Annotated in this window: 16 protein-coding genes and 1 tRNA gene; 8 read left to right on the top strand and 9 right to left on the bottom strand. The window is 70.2% G+C overall.

Annotated features, from left to right (window positions below):
• Nucleotides 1-36: 36 nt before the first annotated feature.
• On the bottom strand, nucleotides 37-684 hold the full coding sequence (locus tag LPC04_RS16090; RefSeq protein WP_275683273.1) for a TetR/AcrR family transcriptional regulator: 648 nt from the start codon (nucleotides 682-684) through the stop codon (nucleotides 37-39).
• A 117-nt stretch (nucleotides 685-801) separates the two neighbouring features.
• Between LPC04_RS16090 and LPC04_RS16085 the strand changes: the two genes are divergently transcribed.
• Genes LPC04_RS16085 through LPC04_RS16075 form a run of 3 tightly spaced genes read left to right on the top strand, consistent with a single transcriptional unit; the run spans nucleotide 802 to nucleotide 4,318 of the window.
• A complete protein-coding gene (locus LPC04_RS16085; RefSeq protein WP_275683272.1) occupies nucleotides 802-1,920 on the top strand; it encodes a dipeptidase in 1,119 nt (372 codons plus the stop codon).
• Nucleotides 1,921-1,937: 17 nt separating this feature from the next.
• Entirely contained in the window at nucleotides 1,938-3,935 is a 1,998-nt protein-coding gene (locus tag LPC04_RS16080) for an amidohydrolase family protein (RefSeq protein WP_275683271.1), read from the top strand.
• Entirely contained in the window at nucleotides 3,932-4,318 is a 387-nt protein-coding gene (locus LPC04_RS16075) for a RidA family protein (RefSeq protein WP_275683270.1), read from the top strand. The genes LPC04_RS16080 and LPC04_RS16075 overlap by 4 nt, the downstream gene beginning before the upstream one ends.
• Nucleotides 4,319-4,433: 115 nt before the next feature.
• On the opposite strand, the gene LPC04_RS16070 is transcribed toward LPC04_RS16075, so the two are convergent.
• The 8 genes from LPC04_RS16070 to LPC04_RS16035 form a co-directional block, all read right to left on the bottom strand.
• A tRNA-Asn gene (locus tag LPC04_RS16070) sits at nucleotides 4,434-4,509 on the bottom strand.
• 39 nt (nucleotides 4,510-4,548) lie between these two features.
• The gene (locus LPC04_RS16065; protein WP_275683269.1) at nucleotides 4,549-6,723 is read right to left on the bottom strand and encodes a TonB-dependent siderophore receptor; all 2,175 of its coding nucleotides are present in this window, start codon (nucleotides 6,721-6,723) and stop codon (nucleotides 4,549-4,551) included.
• 248 nt (nucleotides 6,724-6,971) lie between these two features.
• Complete coding sequence (locus LPC04_RS16060; RefSeq protein ID WP_275683268.1) at nucleotides 6,972-8,027, bottom strand: NAD(P)/FAD-dependent oxidoreductase; 1,056 nt, start codon at nucleotides 8,025-8,027, stop codon at nucleotides 6,972-6,974.
• Nucleotides 8,028-8,052: 25 nt separating this feature from the next.
• Complete coding sequence (gene fdxA, locus LPC04_RS16055; RefSeq protein WP_275683267.1) at nucleotides 8,053-8,376, bottom strand: ferredoxin FdxA; 324 nt, start codon at nucleotides 8,374-8,376, stop codon at nucleotides 8,053-8,055.
• 41 nt (nucleotides 8,377-8,417) lie between these two features.
• Nucleotides 8,418-9,176, bottom strand: a complete 759-nt coding sequence (cobA, locus tag LPC04_RS16050) for a uroporphyrinogen-III C-methyltransferase (RefSeq protein ID WP_275683266.1) — start codon at nucleotides 9,174-9,176, stop codon at nucleotides 8,418-8,420.
• 67 nt (nucleotides 9,177-9,243) lie between these two features.
• Nucleotides 9,244-10,029 (bottom strand): phosphoadenylyl-sulfate reductase, encoded by a 786-nt coding sequence (locus LPC04_RS16045; protein WP_275683265.1) that lies wholly within the window; start codon nucleotides 10,027-10,029, stop codon nucleotides 9,244-9,246.
• A 1-nt stretch (nucleotide 10,030) separates the two neighbouring features.
• Nucleotides 10,031-10,510, bottom strand: coding sequence for a DUF934 domain-containing protein (locus LPC04_RS16040; RefSeq protein ID WP_275683264.1), 480 nt, complete (start codon nucleotides 10,508-10,510; stop codon nucleotides 10,031-10,033).
• Nucleotides 10,511-10,524: 14 nt separating this feature from the next.
• Nucleotides 10,525-12,225, bottom strand: a complete 1,701-nt coding sequence (locus LPC04_RS16035; RefSeq protein ID WP_275683263.1) for a nitrite/sulfite reductase — start codon at nucleotides 12,223-12,225, stop codon at nucleotides 10,525-10,527.
• A 120-nt stretch (nucleotides 12,226-12,345) separates the two neighbouring features.
• On the opposite strand from LPC04_RS16035, the gene LPC04_RS16030 reads away from it, so the two are divergent.
• From LPC04_RS16030 to arsC, 5 genes are all read left to right on the top strand, one after another.
• Complete coding sequence (locus tag LPC04_RS16030) at nucleotides 12,346-13,302, top strand: patatin-like phospholipase family protein (protein WP_275683262.1); 957 nt, start codon at nucleotides 12,346-12,348, stop codon at nucleotides 13,300-13,302.
• Between the two features lie 118 nt (nucleotides 13,303-13,420).
• Nucleotides 13,421-13,744, top strand: a complete 324-nt coding sequence (locus tag LPC04_RS16025) for an ArsR/SmtB family transcription factor (RefSeq protein WP_275683261.1) — start codon at nucleotides 13,421-13,423, stop codon at nucleotides 13,742-13,744.
• A gap of 23 nt (nucleotides 13,745-13,767) precedes the next feature.
• Complete coding sequence (locus LPC04_RS16020; RefSeq protein ID WP_275683260.1) at nucleotides 13,768-14,208, top strand: ArsI/CadI family heavy metal resistance metalloenzyme; 441 nt, start codon at nucleotides 13,768-13,770, stop codon at nucleotides 14,206-14,208.
• A gap of 1 nt (nucleotide 14,209) precedes the next feature.
• On the top strand, nucleotides 14,210-14,896 hold the full coding sequence (locus tag LPC04_RS16015) for an aquaporin (RefSeq protein WP_275683259.1): 687 nt from the start codon (nucleotides 14,210-14,212) through the stop codon (nucleotides 14,894-14,896).
• Nucleotides 14,889-15,320, top strand: coding sequence for an arsenate reductase (glutaredoxin) (arsC, locus tag LPC04_RS16010; protein WP_275683258.1), 432 nt, complete (start codon nucleotides 14,889-14,891; stop codon nucleotides 15,318-15,320). Before LPC04_RS16015 ends, arsC begins: the two co-directional genes overlap by 8 nt.
• Nucleotides 15,321-15,364: the final 44 nt, after the last annotated feature.

Genomic DNA, 15,364 nt, shown 5'->3' with positions numbered 1-15,364 from the left:
GGGGCGGGCGGCGTCGGGAGACGCGTCGCCCGCGCCTCAGGCGGTCAGCGCGCGCCAGGCCGCCGTCGAGAAGCGCTGCGCGTGGGTCGCGGGCGTGGCCGTGCGGCGGCCCGCGAGCCAGCTGCGGGCGTAGAACTCGGCGGCGCCCAGCACCAGCGACGGGATCAGGTCGGCCGGCAGCGGCAGGATGCGGCCGGCCGCGGCGTCGCGCGCCAGCAGCTCGTCGATCGGCTCGTAGCGCGCCTTCAGCCGCTGCAGCAGCTCGGCCCCGTGCGGACCCTGCGCGACGGAGTCGAGCGCCAGGAACACGAAGTAGGCGCATTCGGGCTGCGCGGTGATCCAGGCGGTGTAGCAGGCGATCAACGCCTCGATGACGGCCTGGCCGTCCGTCAGGCCCTCGATGTGCTCGGCGATCACCCGGCTCTGGTCGTCCAGCGCGGTGAAGAACAGCGCGGCGACCACGCCTTCCTTGTTCTTGAAGTGGTGGTAGATCGTGCCGACGCTCTGGCCGCTGGCCTTGCGCAGGTCGTCGATCGTCGTCGCCTCGACGCCGTTGGCGTTGAACAGCGACAGCGCGTGGCGCAGCACGCTTCGGCGGCTGGCCTGGCGGGCATCCGGAAACGCGCGCTCCAGCAGCCGGTCGGCGGCTGCCGCCTGTTGAGCCGACAAATTCTTGCGTGCCATCCGTGTACTTTAACCGAAAACTATTCTAGAATATTGTTCTAGTTACCTTGACGTCGCCTGGGCGATGCCGAAATGGCCGCGCTGCAAGGCCGGTCGACTGCTTGCACAGAGGACGCCGTGATCGAGATCCGTTCCCCAGCCCGCTCCGAAAGCCGCTACGCGACCATCAACGCGCTGGGCGTGCTGGACAACCCCAACCTGGTCGCCTCCGCGGAGGTCGACGAGGCCGATGCGGCCGACGTCGACACGCTGGGCTACGTCAGCGGGACGCGCGGCGTCGATGCGCGCGCGCTGGCCGATGCGCGCAGCGCCGGGCTGTCGGCGGTCAACATCACGCTGGGCCACGTCGCGGGCTCGGGCGACGCGTTCTGCGAGACGGTGCGCGACATCACCGGCTGGAACGCGTTCGTCGCGAATCGCGCGGACACGCTGCGCCGCGTGCTGGGCGTGTCCGACATCGCCGCCGCGTCGCAGGCCGGCCAGGTCGGCGTGATCTTCGGCTTCCAGAACACCGAGATGCTGGGCCGCGAACTCGATCGCGTGCGCCTGTTCGCCAAGATGGGCGTGCGCGTGATCCAGCTCACCTACAACGGCCGCAACGCGGTCGGCGACGGCGCGACGGTGCCCGACGACCAGGGCCTGACGCGCTTCGGCGCGGAAGTGGTGGAGCGGCTGCAGGCCGAAGGCGTGCTGGTCGACCTGAGCCACAGCAGCGAGAAGACCTGCCTCGACGCGCTGGCGCTCGCGCAGCGGCCCGTGGCGATCACGCATTCCGCGTGTCGCGCGGTGGCCGACCATCCGCGCAACAAGAGCGATGCCGAACTGCGGCTGCTTGCGGAGCGCGGCGGCGTCATCGGCCTGTACTTCATGCCGTACCTGCGCCTGGCCGGCCAGCCGATGGCCGCCGACCTGGTCGCGCATCTGGAGCACGCGATCAACGTCTGCGGCGAGGATCACGTGGGCCTCGGCACCGACGGCGGCACCACCGCCCACGACGACATGACGGCCTACCGGCGGCGGCTCGAGGACGAGATCGCGCAGCGTCGCGCGCTGGGCATCGGCGCGCCGGGCGAGACGGCCGACGTCGCCACCTTCCTGCCCGACCTCTGCGGCCCGACGCAGTTCCAGCGCCTGGCCGACCTGCTCGCCGCGCGCGGGCACGGCGAGGCGCGCATCGAGAAGATCCTGGGCGGCAACTTCCGCCGCCTGATGGCCGACGCCTGGGCCCATTCCTGAAGATGCGAGGACACGGCATGTCTCATCCCTTGCGCCGCCTGCTGTCGGCGATCGCGGCGCTGGCCTCGATCGTCGGCGGCACGCCCGCGCTGGCGCACGACGACGACGTGCGCATCCACGGCGTGGCCGTCGGCACGCAGAAGCTGCAGGCCTTGCCCGGCGGCGCGATGCAGGCCGACTACGGCTTCAGCGAGCGCGGCCGCGGCGACCAGATCCGCGCCCGCTGGACGCTCGACGCGCACGGCCTGCCGGCCAGCTACGACGCCGAAGGCAACGACTACTGGAAGGTGCCGCTGGCCGAGCACTTCGGCGTCGCCGCCGGCAACGCGCACTGGAAGAACCGCATCGAGGACGGCTCCGCCGCGTGGAGCGCGCCGGGCGCGTTCTACCTGCCGGCCAACGCGCCGCCCGAGTTCATGGGCGTGCTGGCGCGCGCGCTGCTGAAGGCGCCGGGACAGCGGCTGAAGCTGCTGCCCGCGGGCGAGGCCTGGCTCGAGCGCGGCACGCACCTGTCCGCCGGCGGTCATACCCTCACCCTGTATCGCATCGGCGGCATCGAGTTCACGCCGGTGCCGGTGTGGCTGGACGAGAAGGGCGCCACCGCGGCCGTCATCGACGACTGGTTCGAGGTGCTCGGCGATCGGCTCAAGCCCTCGCTGGCGAAGCTGCAGGCGCTGCAGGACGCGGCCGGCCAGGCGTGGAGCGCCGACGTCGCGAAGCGCCTGACGCACAAGCCGGCCGGCGCGCTGATGATCCGCCACGCGCGCCTGTTCGACCCGCGCGACCTCACTGTGCGCGACGACATGCGCGTGCTGGTGCGCGGCGAGCACGTCGTGCGCGTCGACCCCGACGACGCGAGCGCCGCGCCCGCCGACGCCGAGGTGATCGATGCCGCCGGCCGCTTCCTGATGCCGGGCCTGTGGGACGTGCACCAGCACTTCGCGGGCGTCGACGGCACCTTCGACCTGATCGCCGGCGTCACCAGCGCGCGCGACATGGCCAACGACAACGAGCCGCTGCTCGCGCGCGTCAGGCGCTTCGACGCCGGCACCGAGCTGGGCCCGCGCGTGATCCTCGCCGGCATCGTCGAGGGCACCGGCCCGCTCGCCGGCCCGACCCCCGTGCGCATCGAGAACCTGAAGCAGGCGCAGGACGCCGTCGACTGGTACGCGAGCCATGGCTACGAGCAGATCAAGATCTATTCGTCGTTCCCGCCGGCGCTGGTCGCGCCCATCGCCGACATGGCCCACGCGCGCGGCCTGCGCGTCAGCGGCCACGTGCCGGCCTTCATGCTCGCGCACCAGTTCATCGAGGCTGGCGCCGACGAGGTCCAGCACCTGAACTTCATCGTGCTGAACTTCTTCCCCGACGTGAAGGACACGCGCAGCAAGGACCGCTACACGATCACCGCCGACAAGCTGCAGCAGCTCAAGCTCGACTCGCCCGAGTTCGCCGACTTCATGACGCTGCTGCGCCAGCATCACACGGTGCTGGATCCGACGCTCTCGGTGTTCCAGGATCTCTACTCGGGCGCGCCCGGCCGCTGCGCACACAGCCTGTGCGCCATGATCGATCGCTTCCCGCCCATCACGCGGCGCCGCCTGCTGTCCGGCGCGGTCGCCGTGCCGCCCGGCAAGGAGGACGTCTACGCGCAGGCGCTGCCCAGCCTGCAGCGGTTGCTCAAGACGCTCCACGACGGCGGCGTGACGCTCATGGCCGGCACCGATGCGTTCGCCGGCTACACGCTGCACAACGAGCTCGAGCTCTACGTGCAGGCCGGCATCCCGGCGCCGGAGGTGCTGCGCATCGCCACGCTGGTGCCCGCCCGGGTGCTGGGTGTCGCCGGCCCCGGCCAGCGCGGATTCATCGCGCCAGGCCGGCAGGCCGACATGGTGCTGATCGACGGCGACCCTTCGAAGAACATCGGCGACATCCGCCACGTCTGGCGCACCATCAAGGCCGGACAGGTCTACGATCCGAAGGCGCTTGAACAAGCGATGGGGATGAGCCAATGAACGAGATCGAACGTTTCAACAGCGGCCGCGTGCTGCCGCCTTCGCTGCCGTTTTCCGAAGGCACCGCCGTGGGCGGACTCGTCTTCCTTTCGGGCCAGCTCGGCAACGTGCCGGGCACCCTGACGCTCGTCGAGGGCGGCATCGAGGCCGAGACCCGCCAGACGCTGCGCAACATCGCGACCGTGCTCGAGGCCCAGGGCCTGGGCCTGGACAGGCTGTTGCGCTGCACCGTGATGCTGGCCGACATCGCCGAATGGCCGGCCTTCAACGCCGTCTACAGCGAGTTCTTCACCGACCTGCCGATGCCGGCGCGCAGCGCGTTCGGCTGCGGCGGACTGGCGCTGGGCGCGCGCGTCGAGATCGAGTGCATGGCGGCGCGCTGAGGCGGCCGGCGGCGTGACGCGCGCGCCGGGCGATTCCCCGCCGATCCGGAAAGCAAAAAGCCCAACCATCTGGCTGGGCTTGACGCTTTTCTTCGCTGTGTCCACCTGCGAGAGGTGGCTCCCCGACCTGGGCTCGAACCAGGGACCTACGGATTAACAGTCCGGCGCTCTACCAACTGAGCTATCGGGGAACTGCGAAGCCTCTCAGTATAGCCAGTTTTTTGGAAACGTCAAAACTTTGCTTCGAGTGATGCGTGGAAAGTACGCGGCTCGAGGGGGAAAAGATACGCGTGTTCGTACTGGTACGGAGCCTCGCGCCAGGCGCGGCGATCGAACAGGTTGTCGACCCCCGCGCGCCACACCAGCGTGCTGTTGCCCATCGACTGCGTGTAGCGCGCGCCGAGGTCGTAGCGCGTCCAGCCGGGGATCCGGGCGGAGTCGTCGGGGAAGACCTCGCGCGGGCCTTCGTAGGCCATGTTCGCGAGCACGCTCAGGCCGGGCACCGGCGCGATGGCGTAGTCGGCGAGCAGCTTGACGGAGCGGCTCGGGACGTTCGTCGGGATCGCGCCGACTGTCGGATCGCTGGAGCCCTCGCGGCGCACGTGCTGCAGCATCGCGCTCGCGCGCAGCGTCAGCGCGCCCACGCGCGTCTGCGCCTCGCCCTCGAGCCCGCGCGAGCGCACGACGCCGTCGCGCAGGTGCAGCAGCGGGTTGTCGGGGCTCGCATCCTTGGCCGGATCGACGGCGATGTCCGTGTATTGCGGCTGCTCGACGTCGTACGCCGCCAGGCCCCACTGATCCGTGCCGCTCGCGTGCTTGAAGCCGGCCTCCCACTGGCGGCTCAGCGTCGACGGTTGCACCTGGCCCGGGTACTTGTAGATCGCCAGGTTGGGCGTGACATTGCTCTCGACGCCTTCGCCCCAGCTGAGATAGACCATGTCCTGCGGCGTCAGCTGCTTGCTCAGCGCGACCCAGGGCGTGGTGAACGACTGGCGGTAGTCGGTGTCCTGCGTCGGATCGCCGCTCGCGGTCTGCGCCGTCGCGCGATGCAGGCGCGTGTGGCGCACGCCGACCCAGGCTGCCCAGTCGGCGGGCAGCTCGATCGAGTCGCGCAGGTAGAGCTCGGTGCTGCGCTCGGTGCGATTCGTGTTGGGCACGTCGGGCGTCGGCGCGGGCGGAACGAAGGTCAGGCCGTCGCTGGTGCCGGTGCCGGCGATGTTGTAGGCCTCGTCGTTGAAACGGCCGGTGAACGTGGTCTCGAGCACGCCCGCGGTCGCCGCGTGCCGCAGCGGGCCGGTGGTGAACTTGCCGTCCACGGACACGTCGAGGTCGCGCGTCTGGCGGCGCTCGTCGTCGCTGCGGAAGTCCCAGATCGAGTACTGGCCGTTCGGGCCGAAGGTGTTGCAGTATGGGTCGCAGGTGGTGCCGGTCGGGTCGTAGAGGCCGTACGCGAAGGCGAGGTGGTCGTTGCTGACCAGCCGCTGCTGCAGCGCCTGCACCTTCACCTGCCAGTCGGGCGCGAGCGCCTGCGTGAATCTCAGCGACATCGTGTTGCCCTGCAGGACGACCGGCAGCGACCACGGCTGGTCGTTGAGGTTGATGTGCGGATCGATCGTGTGCGGATCGGGCACGACGCCCGCGAACGTGCTGAACGCCGGCACGCTGGGCTGCGACTGCAGGCTGTGCTCGAACTCGAGCTCCAGCAGGCTGCCGTCGGCGATGCGCCAGTCGGTGGCCAGCGACGCCGTCTGCTTGTGGCCCTTGTCGTCGCGATAGTTCGGGTCGAGTCGCGTCGCCGACAGGTTCAGGCGCGCGCCGAACTGGCGCTGCTCGCCGAAGCGCTGGCTGAGATCGGCCGCGACGCCATAGGTGCCGTTCTGCGACCACAGCAGCGACGCGCTGCGCAGGTCGACGTCGGGCCGCTTGACGACCAGGTTGACGATGCCGCCCGGCGCGCTGGTGCCGGACTGCATGCCGCTGAGGCCCTTGAGCACCTCGACGTCGGACTTGTTCTCGAGCGGCAGCGAGGTCTCCGCGTTGATCGGCAGCCCGTCGCGGCGGAAGTTGCGCTGGTTGTCGACCTGGAAGCCGCGCACCGTGAACGTCGTCCAGTAGCCGACGGCGTTGTACGAGTCGGTGATGCTGGCGTCGATGCGCGTGAGGTCGGACAGCGAGAGGGCGCCGATGTCGGCCAGCGTCTTCGGATCGATGACGTCGGCCTGGATCGGCGTGCGCGAGAGCGGCTGCGAGAAGCCGGTGACGCCGGCGCTGTCGGCCGTGCTGCGCGCGGTGATCTGCACGCTTTGCACGGCCGGGGCATCGTCGGCGCGCGCGGAGCTGGCGAGGGCGAAGACGGCCGCGGCGAGCGGCGTGAGCTTGGAACGGGAACGGAAGATGGAAGCCATCGAGCTCTTTCAAAGCGATGGCAGGGGAACGGAGTCGGGATCGGGGACGCGAGAGGTCCCTGCAGTGCGACCGCTTCCCTGCGCGAGGATTACCTCGGATCGGCGGCTGCCGACCTGGCCGCTTGCACGGCCAATCAGGTTCAAAGGGACTTTCTCAGCCAGCCTCTCGGCCAGCACCCCTAGCGAAACCCACCGCGGAACTGCGGCGAGCGGATGCAATTGTGCCGCAAACGCGGCGTCGCGACGAGTCAGACGCCCAGCAGCTTGTGGATGCGCGGGCTGCTGGTGGTGTATTCGAGCGGCCCGTCGTCGCCCGGAATCAGGTGCCCCGCGACGCCCGCGGCGGCCAGCGTGGCCTCGTGGAAGGCCGACAGGATCAGCCGCTGCTTGCCCGGGTAGTGCACGACGTCGCCAATGGCGAACAGGCCCGGCACGCTGGTCTGGAACTTCGCGGTCTCCACCTGCACCTGGCGGCGTTCGAGCGCGAGGCCCCAGTCGGCGAGCGGGCCGAGCTTGGGCGACAGGCCCTGCAGCACGACGACGGTGTCGACCGGCAGCGAGACGGTCGCGCCCGTCGCGTCGAGCAGCGTCAGCCCGGTGAGCCGATCGCCGTCGACCTGCAGGCCGGTGGGCTGGCCCGCCACGAAGTGCAGCGCGCCGGCGCTGCAGGCCGTGCGGAAGGCGGCGACGGTGTCGTCGGCGGCGTCGAAGGCGTCGCGGCGGTGGATCAGCGTCACGCGCGCGGGCGCGCCGGGCGCGCGGCGCGCGACCGCGTCGCACAGGCGCGCGGCGAAGGCGAGCGCCTGCTCGGTCGCGCCCGAGACGAGCACCTGCTTGCCTTCGAGCGCCTCGGCCGGCACACGGTCCGCGTGATGGAACAGCTGCCGGCCCTCGAACGCGTCGAGCCCGGCCACCTTCAGCGTGCGCGGCACGAAGGCGCCGACGCCCGCGGCCAGCACGATGGCGCCGCAATCGAAGTGCAACCCGGCGCGCGTGCGCACGTCGAAACGACCGTCGTCGCCGCGCGCGATGTGGCTTACCAGCTGGTCGAAGTGGAACGTGGTCGCGAACGGCCTGATCTGTTCGAGCAGCCGCTCGGTCAGCTCGCGGCCCGTGCAGGCGGGCAGCGCGGGGATGTCGTAGATCGGCTTGTCGCCGTAGAGCTCGACGCACTGGCCGCCCGCGAAGGGCCGGGCGTCGACGACATGCGAGGAGATCTCGCGCAGCCCCAGCTCGAAGACCTGGAACAGGCCCGCGGGGCCCGCGCCGATGATCAGGGCATCGGTCTGGATCGGCGAGGCCATCGCGGACGTTCGAGCCGGCGGACGATCAGCGGATCAGCTCGCCGATCTTGTCCTTCTTGTCTTTCCACTCGTCGGCATCGGGCAGCGCGGGCTTGCGCTTGGTGATGCTGGGCCAGTTCTTGGCCAGGTCGGCGTTGATCTTGATGAACGCGAGCTGGTCGGCCGGCACGTCTTCCTCGGGCAGGATCGCGTTGACCGGGCACTCGGGGATGCACACCGCGCAGTCGATGCACTCGTCCGGGTCGATCGCCAGGAAGTTGGGGCCCTCGCGGAAGCAGTCGACGGGGCACACGTCCACGCAATCGGTGTACTTGCAACGGATACAGGCTTCGGTAACGACGTGGGTCATGGCAACGGATGCGTGGCGAAAGGCTGGAGCAGACGGCGATTCTAAGGCTTGGAGGCCGCCGGCAGCGGCGCGAAGGGGATGCTGTCGAGTGCGGACGATGATGCGACAGTCACCGCCGTCGCGCCGACGCCCACGATGACCACCGTCGGGCGGCCCCCGTGGAGCACGACGGCCTCGGGCAGGGTGTCGACGCGATGGTCGCTGCCGTGCTGGTCGGGCCAGCCGGCGCGCGACACGACTGCGACTGGCGTGTCGGCCGGCCAGCCGGCACCGACGAGACGGCGCGACAGCGCGGCCAGCTGGCGGCCGGCCATGTAGAAGACCTCGGTGTCGGCGCCGCGCGTGGCAACCAGCTGGCCCGCGCGCGTCATCGCCGTGCTGAGCGCGACGCTGCGCCCCGAGCCGCGGCGCGTCAACGGGCGCTTCAGGTCGGCGGCCGCGGCGATCGCGGCGGTCACGCCCGGCACGACCTCGCAGGCGATGCCGGCCTCGGCCAGCGCCTCGAGCTCCTCGTCGAGGCGCCCGAACACGCTCGGGTCGCCGCCCTTGAGCCGCACGACATGCCCGCCGGCGCGCGCGTGCTGCACCAGCAGCGCGTTGATGCGCGCCTGCGCGGTCGAGTCGCAGAAGCCGCGCTTGCCGACGTCGATCCACTCGGCCTGCGGCGCCATCTCGCGCAGCGCGGGGTCGATCAGCGCGTCGTGCAGCACGACGCGCGCGCTGGCCAGCGCGCGCGCGCCGCGCAGCGTGATGAGGTCGGCGGATCCGGGGCCGGCGCCCACGATGGTCACTCGGGTCATGGTGTGAGACGGTAGTGCAGCACGCATCCCCCTGCAAGCAGCAGGAAGGATGCCGGGCGGTCGACGATCAGGCCGCGGCGGTCTCGGCGGTCTTGGTGGCGTGCAGGCCGCATTCCTTGGCGGCCTCGTCTTCCCACCACCAGCGGCCGGCGCGGAAATCCTCGCCGACGGCGATCGCGCGCGTGCACGGCTCGCAGCCGATGCTGGGCATGAACTCGTCGTGCAGCGGGTTGTACGGCACGTCGTGCGACGCGATGTAGTGCCAGACGTCGTTCCACGTCCAGTCGGCCAGCGGATTGACCTTGGTGCGGCCGTTGGCCTCGGTCTCGATGAACGGCACCGTGCCGCGGTTGTTCGACTGCTCGCGGCGCAGGCCCGTGACCCACGCGGTGCGGCCTTCGAGCATGCGGCCAAGCGGCTCCATCTTGCGCACGCTGCAGCAGCCCTTGCGCAGCTCGAGGCTGCGGTACATCGCGTCCTCGCCGTTCTTGCGCACGAAGTGGACGACCTGCTCCTCGCGCGGCCGATAGACCTCCACGGGCAGTTCGTAGCGCTGCTCGATGCGCGGGATCAGCGCGGATGTCTGCGGGTGCAGCTTGCCCGTCTCCAGCGTGCCGATCGCGACGGGCAGGCCCAGGCGCGCGATCAGGTCGGTGACGACCATGTCCTCCGCGCCGAGGCTGGTGGCCTGCACGATGGCGCCGCGGTGATCCTGCGCGGCGGCGCGCAGCAGCTCGATGGTGGCGTCGAGCTTGGCGGCGAAGTGGGCGCTGGGGCGCGCATACAGCGCGATCGCCGACGCCTTGGCCGGCGCCTGCAGCGACGAGAAGTTCGAGATCTCGGAGACCGTCATGTCACGCCGCCTTGCGCGCGAACAGCGGCTTCGGCTGCGGCACGTCGCCTTGATAGTGGCCCGCCGGGAAGAAGCCCAGCGCGCGTTCCGCCGAGCTCTGGCGCTCGCCCTCGCGCAGCACCACGGCGTCGAAGCCGGAACGCTGCAGCAGCGGCATCATGTCGACGACGACCTCGCCGGTGGCGCGGATCTCGCCCGCGTAACGCAGGCGCGCGCGCAGCACGTGGGCCTGCGAGTAGGCGCGGCCGTCGACCCACTTCGGGAACTCGAGGGCGACGAGCGCGATGCGCGGCAGGTCGCCCTTCAGGTCCTCGACGTCGGCGGTGTTGGGCAGCAGCACGCCCACCGGCACGTCGGCGCACCAGGCGTCGCGCACGGCCTCCCATTGCGTGAGCGTGAGCAGGCGATGCGGCGCCGGGCCGGCGATCTCGGAGTCCGGCAGCAGCAGCCAGGCGTCGTTGTGGCGGTCGATGAATTTCATTGGGTTGTTCCTGCTCATGCGGCCACAGCCGTTTCGCGACGCACGGCGTCGGTGGCCTGGCGGAAAGGGGCGATGCCGATACGGCGTGCCGTATCGACGAAGCGCTCGTTGGCGGCGCGCTGCGCGCGGAAGGTGTCGATCAGGGCCTGGATCACCGCGGGCACTTCCTCGGCCGCGAACGACGGGCCGATCACCTTGGCCGGCACCGACGCGCCGCTGAGCGTGCTGCCGTCGGAGCCGCCGACGCTGACCTGGTACCACTCGGCCCCGTCCTTGTCGATGCCGAGGACGCCGATGTGGCCGGTGTGGTGGTGGCCGCAGGAGTTCATGCAGCCGCTGATGTGCAGGTCGATGTCGCCGAGGTCCAGCAGCGCGTCGAGGTCGTCGAACTGCTCGGTGATGGCGGCCGCGATGGGCAGCGAGCGGGCGTTGGCCAGCGCGCACAGGTCGCCGCCGGGGCAGGCAATCATGTCGGTCAGCAGGCCGATGTTGGGCGTGGCGAAGCCGGCGTCCTGCGCCGCGTGCCAGACGGCGCGCAGGTCGGCCTCGCGCACCCACGGCAGGATCAGGTTCTGGTCGTGCGAGACCCGCAGCTCGCCCAGCGAGTAGCGGTCGGCCATCGTCGCCGCGGCCTCCATCTGCTGCGACGTGACGTCGCCGGGCGGCAGCCCCGCGCGCTTCAACGACAGCGTGACGGCGCGATAGCCCTCCACCTGGTGCGCGTGCACGTTGCGGTCGAGCCAGCGCAGGAAGGGCACGGGCGCGGCGCCGGTGCGGTTCGGATCGAAGCCGCCGATGGCCGGGCGCACCTTCTCGGGACGCGTGAAGAACGCGGCGACGCGGTCGAACTCGGCCTGCGGGATGATGTGCGCGGTGCCGCCGACATCGTCCGCCAGGATCTTGCGGTATTCCTCGTCGACCTGGTCGAAGAACTTCTGGCCTTCGGCCTTGACGAGGATCTTGATGCGCGCCTTGTAGGCGTTGTCGCGGCGGCCGAAGCGGTTGTAGACGCGCACGATCGCCTCGATGTAGACCAGGATCTGGTTCCACGGCAGGAACTCGGTGGCCACCGAGCCGATGACCGGCGTGCGGCCCATGCCGCCGCCGACAAGCACCTTGAAGCCGACCTCGCCCGCCTCGTTCTTGCGCAGCTGGAGGCCGATGTCATGCCAGGCGATGGCCGCGCGGTCTTCTGCCGCGCCGCTCACCGCGATCTTGAATTTGCGCGGCAAGAACGCGAATTCCGGCTGCAACGTGCTCCATTGACGCAGCAACTCGCAGTAAGGGCGGGGATCGACGATCTCGTCGGGCGCAATGCCGGCGAACACGTCGGAGGTGATGTTGCGGATGCAGTTGCCCGAGGTCTGGATGCCGTGCATGTCGACATCGGCTAGCAAATCCATCGCATCGGCCGACTTCTCGATCGGAATCCAGTTGAACTGCGCGTTCTGGCGAGTCGTGAAGTGCAGGAAGTCGCGGTCCAGCTCCTTGGCCATGCGCGCCAGCTGGCGCAGCTGGCGGCTCGCGAGTTCGCCGTACGGGATCGCGACACGCAGCATGGGCGCATGGCGCTGGATGTACCAGCCGTTCTGCAGGCGCAGCGGACGGAACTCGTCGTCGCCCAGCTCGCCTGCCAGGTTGCGCTCCAGCTGGTCACGGAACTGCGCGGCACGGGCGCGTACAAACTGGCGGTCGAATTCGGTGTACTGATACATCGTTGTCTTCTCGTTGCTCGACCGGAGACGCTCGCACCGGCCCTATTGAAGAGACAATGTAATGAGCCTCCTTCATAACGAGAACTACAATTTTTCTATGGAATCATGCTTGTGAGGAATATGGAAATTCGTTTTCCGGCCGGAATCCTGGTCGTCGTCGCCTCGGTGCTCCTCGCCGCCTGCGGCGCGACGCTGCCGACGCGGCCCGACACGGCGCCCCTCGCTGCCTGCCCGGCACCGGCCTCGGCCCCGGTCGTTTCCGAGGCGGTCGTGCCGCCGCCCAGGCCCATGCGCCCGCCGCGCGTCGCGCTGGCGCTCGGCGGCGGCGCCGCCCGCGGCTTCGCGCACATCGGCGTGATCGAGGTGCTGGAAGAGAACGGCATCCACCCGGACATCGTCACCGGCACCTCTGCCGGCAGCCTCGTGGCCGCGCTGTACGCGTCGGGCCGCACCGGCAAGGAGCTGGAGAACATCGCGATCGGCATGGACGAGTCGGCGCTGACCGATTGGTCCTTCCCCGGCCGGGGCCTGATCCGCGGCGAGGCGCTGGCGCATTACGTGCGCGAGGCCACCGGCAACAAGCCGCTCGAGCAGATGAAGATCCCGCTGGGCATCGTCGCCACCGACCTCGACAGCGGCAAGCCCATCCTGTTCCGCCGCGGCGACGTCGGCACCGCGGTGCGCGCCTCCAGCGCGGTGCCGGCGGTCTTCCAGCCGGTCAAGCTCGGCACGCACGAGTACGTCGACGGCGGCCTGACGTCGCCCGTGCCGGTGCGCGCGGCGCGCGACATGGGCGCCGACGTGATCATCGCGGTCGACATCTCGCAGCTGCCCGACGGCGGCGACACCAGCAACGCGCTGCACATGCTGCTGCAGACCTTCTCCATCATGAGCCGCAGCATCAACGAGCTGGAGCTGAAGGAAGCCGAGATCGCGCTGCATCCGCGACTCGTGGGCGTGGCCGGCACCGACTTCACCGTGCGCAAGAAGAACATCGAGGCTGGCCGCGAGGCGGCACTGGCGATGCTGCCGCAGATCAAGGCGAAGGTCGCGATGCAGGTGCCGGTGGTGCGCTGAGAGGGCGAGCCGGCCGGATTGGGGCTGCGGGTGTCGCGCCGCTTGACGGCGGCGCCCGCGCGCCATCGGCGCCATTTCCGGCTTGCCTTCCGCATTTAATTCAAGTATTCTTGAATTCATGGATTCAATCGAAACCGTCCAGGCCCTCGCGGCGTTGGCGCATCCCGTCCGCCTCGGGGCGTTCCGTGCGCTCGTCGTCGCGGGCCCCGCGGGGCTGTCCCAGAAGGCGCTGGCGGAGGCCGTGGGCGTGGGCCCGACCAACCTGGCGTTCCACACCAAGGAACTGCTGGCCGCCGGCCTCGTGACCCGCGTGCAGGCGAAGCAGTTCGTGACCTACCACGCGGCGTTCGAGCGCATGAACGACCTGCTGGGCTATCTCACCGAGAACTGCTGTGCCGGCGCAGCCTGCGCCGCACCTGCGCAGGCGTCCTGCGCCTGCTGATCCACCCATCGAAGGAGTCGAGGATGAAGCGTTTCCATGTCCACCTGCACGTCGGCGACCTGTCGGCCAGCGTCGCGTTCTACTCGAAGATGTTCGCGCAGCCGCCCATCCGGCTGGAGGCCGACTACGCCAAGTGGCACATCGAGGATCCCCGCCTGAACTTCGCCATCAGCACGCGCGGCAGCGAGCCGGGCGTCGACCATCTCGGCTTCCAGACCGACACCGACGAGGAACTCGCCGAACTCAAGGCGCGAGCGCAGGCCGCCGACATGGCGCTGCTCGACGAGGGCGAGACCGCGTGCTGCTATGCGCGCAGCGACAAGCACTGGCTGACCGATCCGGACGGCGTGGCCTGGGAGCAGTTCCGCACGCTGGGCAGCATCCCGACCTTCGGCCAACCCCGTCAGCAAGAAGCTGCCGCCTGCTGCGCGGCGCCCGCGCCCGCGGGCCGATCCTGCTGCTGACATGGCGCTGCACCGGAAACTGCTGGCCGAGGGTCTCGGAACGGCACTCCTGCTCGCGATCGTCGTCGGCTCGGGCGTGATGGCGCAGCGGCTGGCGGGTGGCAACGCGGCCATCGCGTTGCTGGCCAACACCCTCGCGACCGTCGCGGGGCTCTATGTGCTCATCGAGCTGTTCGCGGCCGCGTCCGGGGCGCACTTCAACCCGGCCGTCTCGTTCGTGGCGTGGCTGCGCGGCACGTTGTCGGCCTCCGAGGCGCTGTCGTACGCAGGCGCACAGCTGACCGGCGCGGTGCTGGGCGTGTGGCTGGCCCATGCGATGTTCGGCCTGGACATCGTCCAATGGTCGGCCAAGGTGCGTCCGGGCTTCGGTGCGTGCCTGGCGGAGGGCGTGGCGACGTTCGGCCTGCTGCTGGTCATCCTGCGCGCGCCGGCGTCCCGCGGCGCGCCGATGGTCGCGGCCTGGATCGGCGCGGGCTACTGGTTCACGGCGTCGACCTCGTTCGCCAATCCGGCGGCCGTCCTCGGCCGCATGTTGACCGACACGTTCACCGGCATCGCGCCGTCCAGCGCGCCGGGGTTCGTCCTCGCCGAGTTCATCGGGGCGGCCGCGGCGCTGGCCGTCCAGCGCCTGTTCGAGCCAGCTCGTCGCCCATCCTCCCCACCCGATGCCGTTCCCACCCATGTCTGACGTCACGATCTATCACAACCCCGCCTGCGGCACCTCGCGCAATGCGCTGGCGCTCATCCGCCATGCGGGGATCGAGCCGATCGTCATCGAGTACCTCAGGACGCCCCCCTCCAAGGAGGTCTTGCGCGCGATCGTCCAGGCCACGGGACAGCCGGTGCGCGCGCTGCTGCGCGAGAAGGGCACGCCCTACGCGGAGCTCGGATTGGGCGACCCGGCCTGGAGCGACGAGCAACTGCTGGAGTTCATCGTCCAGCATCCCGTCCTGATGAATCGGCCCGTGGTCGTCACGCCGCTGGGCACCGCGCTCTGCCGGCCCTCGGAAGCCGTGTTGGCGCTGCTGCCCGTGCGCAAGCTGCCGGCGTTCCGCAAGGAGGATGGCGAACTGGTCGAGGACGACGGCATTCGCCGCGGCGGCCAGGCGTGACCCTCCCGCCCGCGGCCGCGGACGACGCGCTCGCTCGGCCGTCC

Source organism: Scleromatobacter humisilvae (assembly GCF_023231945.1).
GTDB lineage: Bacteria > Pseudomonadota > Gammaproteobacteria > Burkholderiales > Burkholderiaceae_C > Scleromatobacter > Scleromatobacter humisilvae.
The sequence above is the reverse complement of the archived record's forward strand: the minus strand, read 5'-3'. Positions and strand labels throughout refer to the sequence as shown.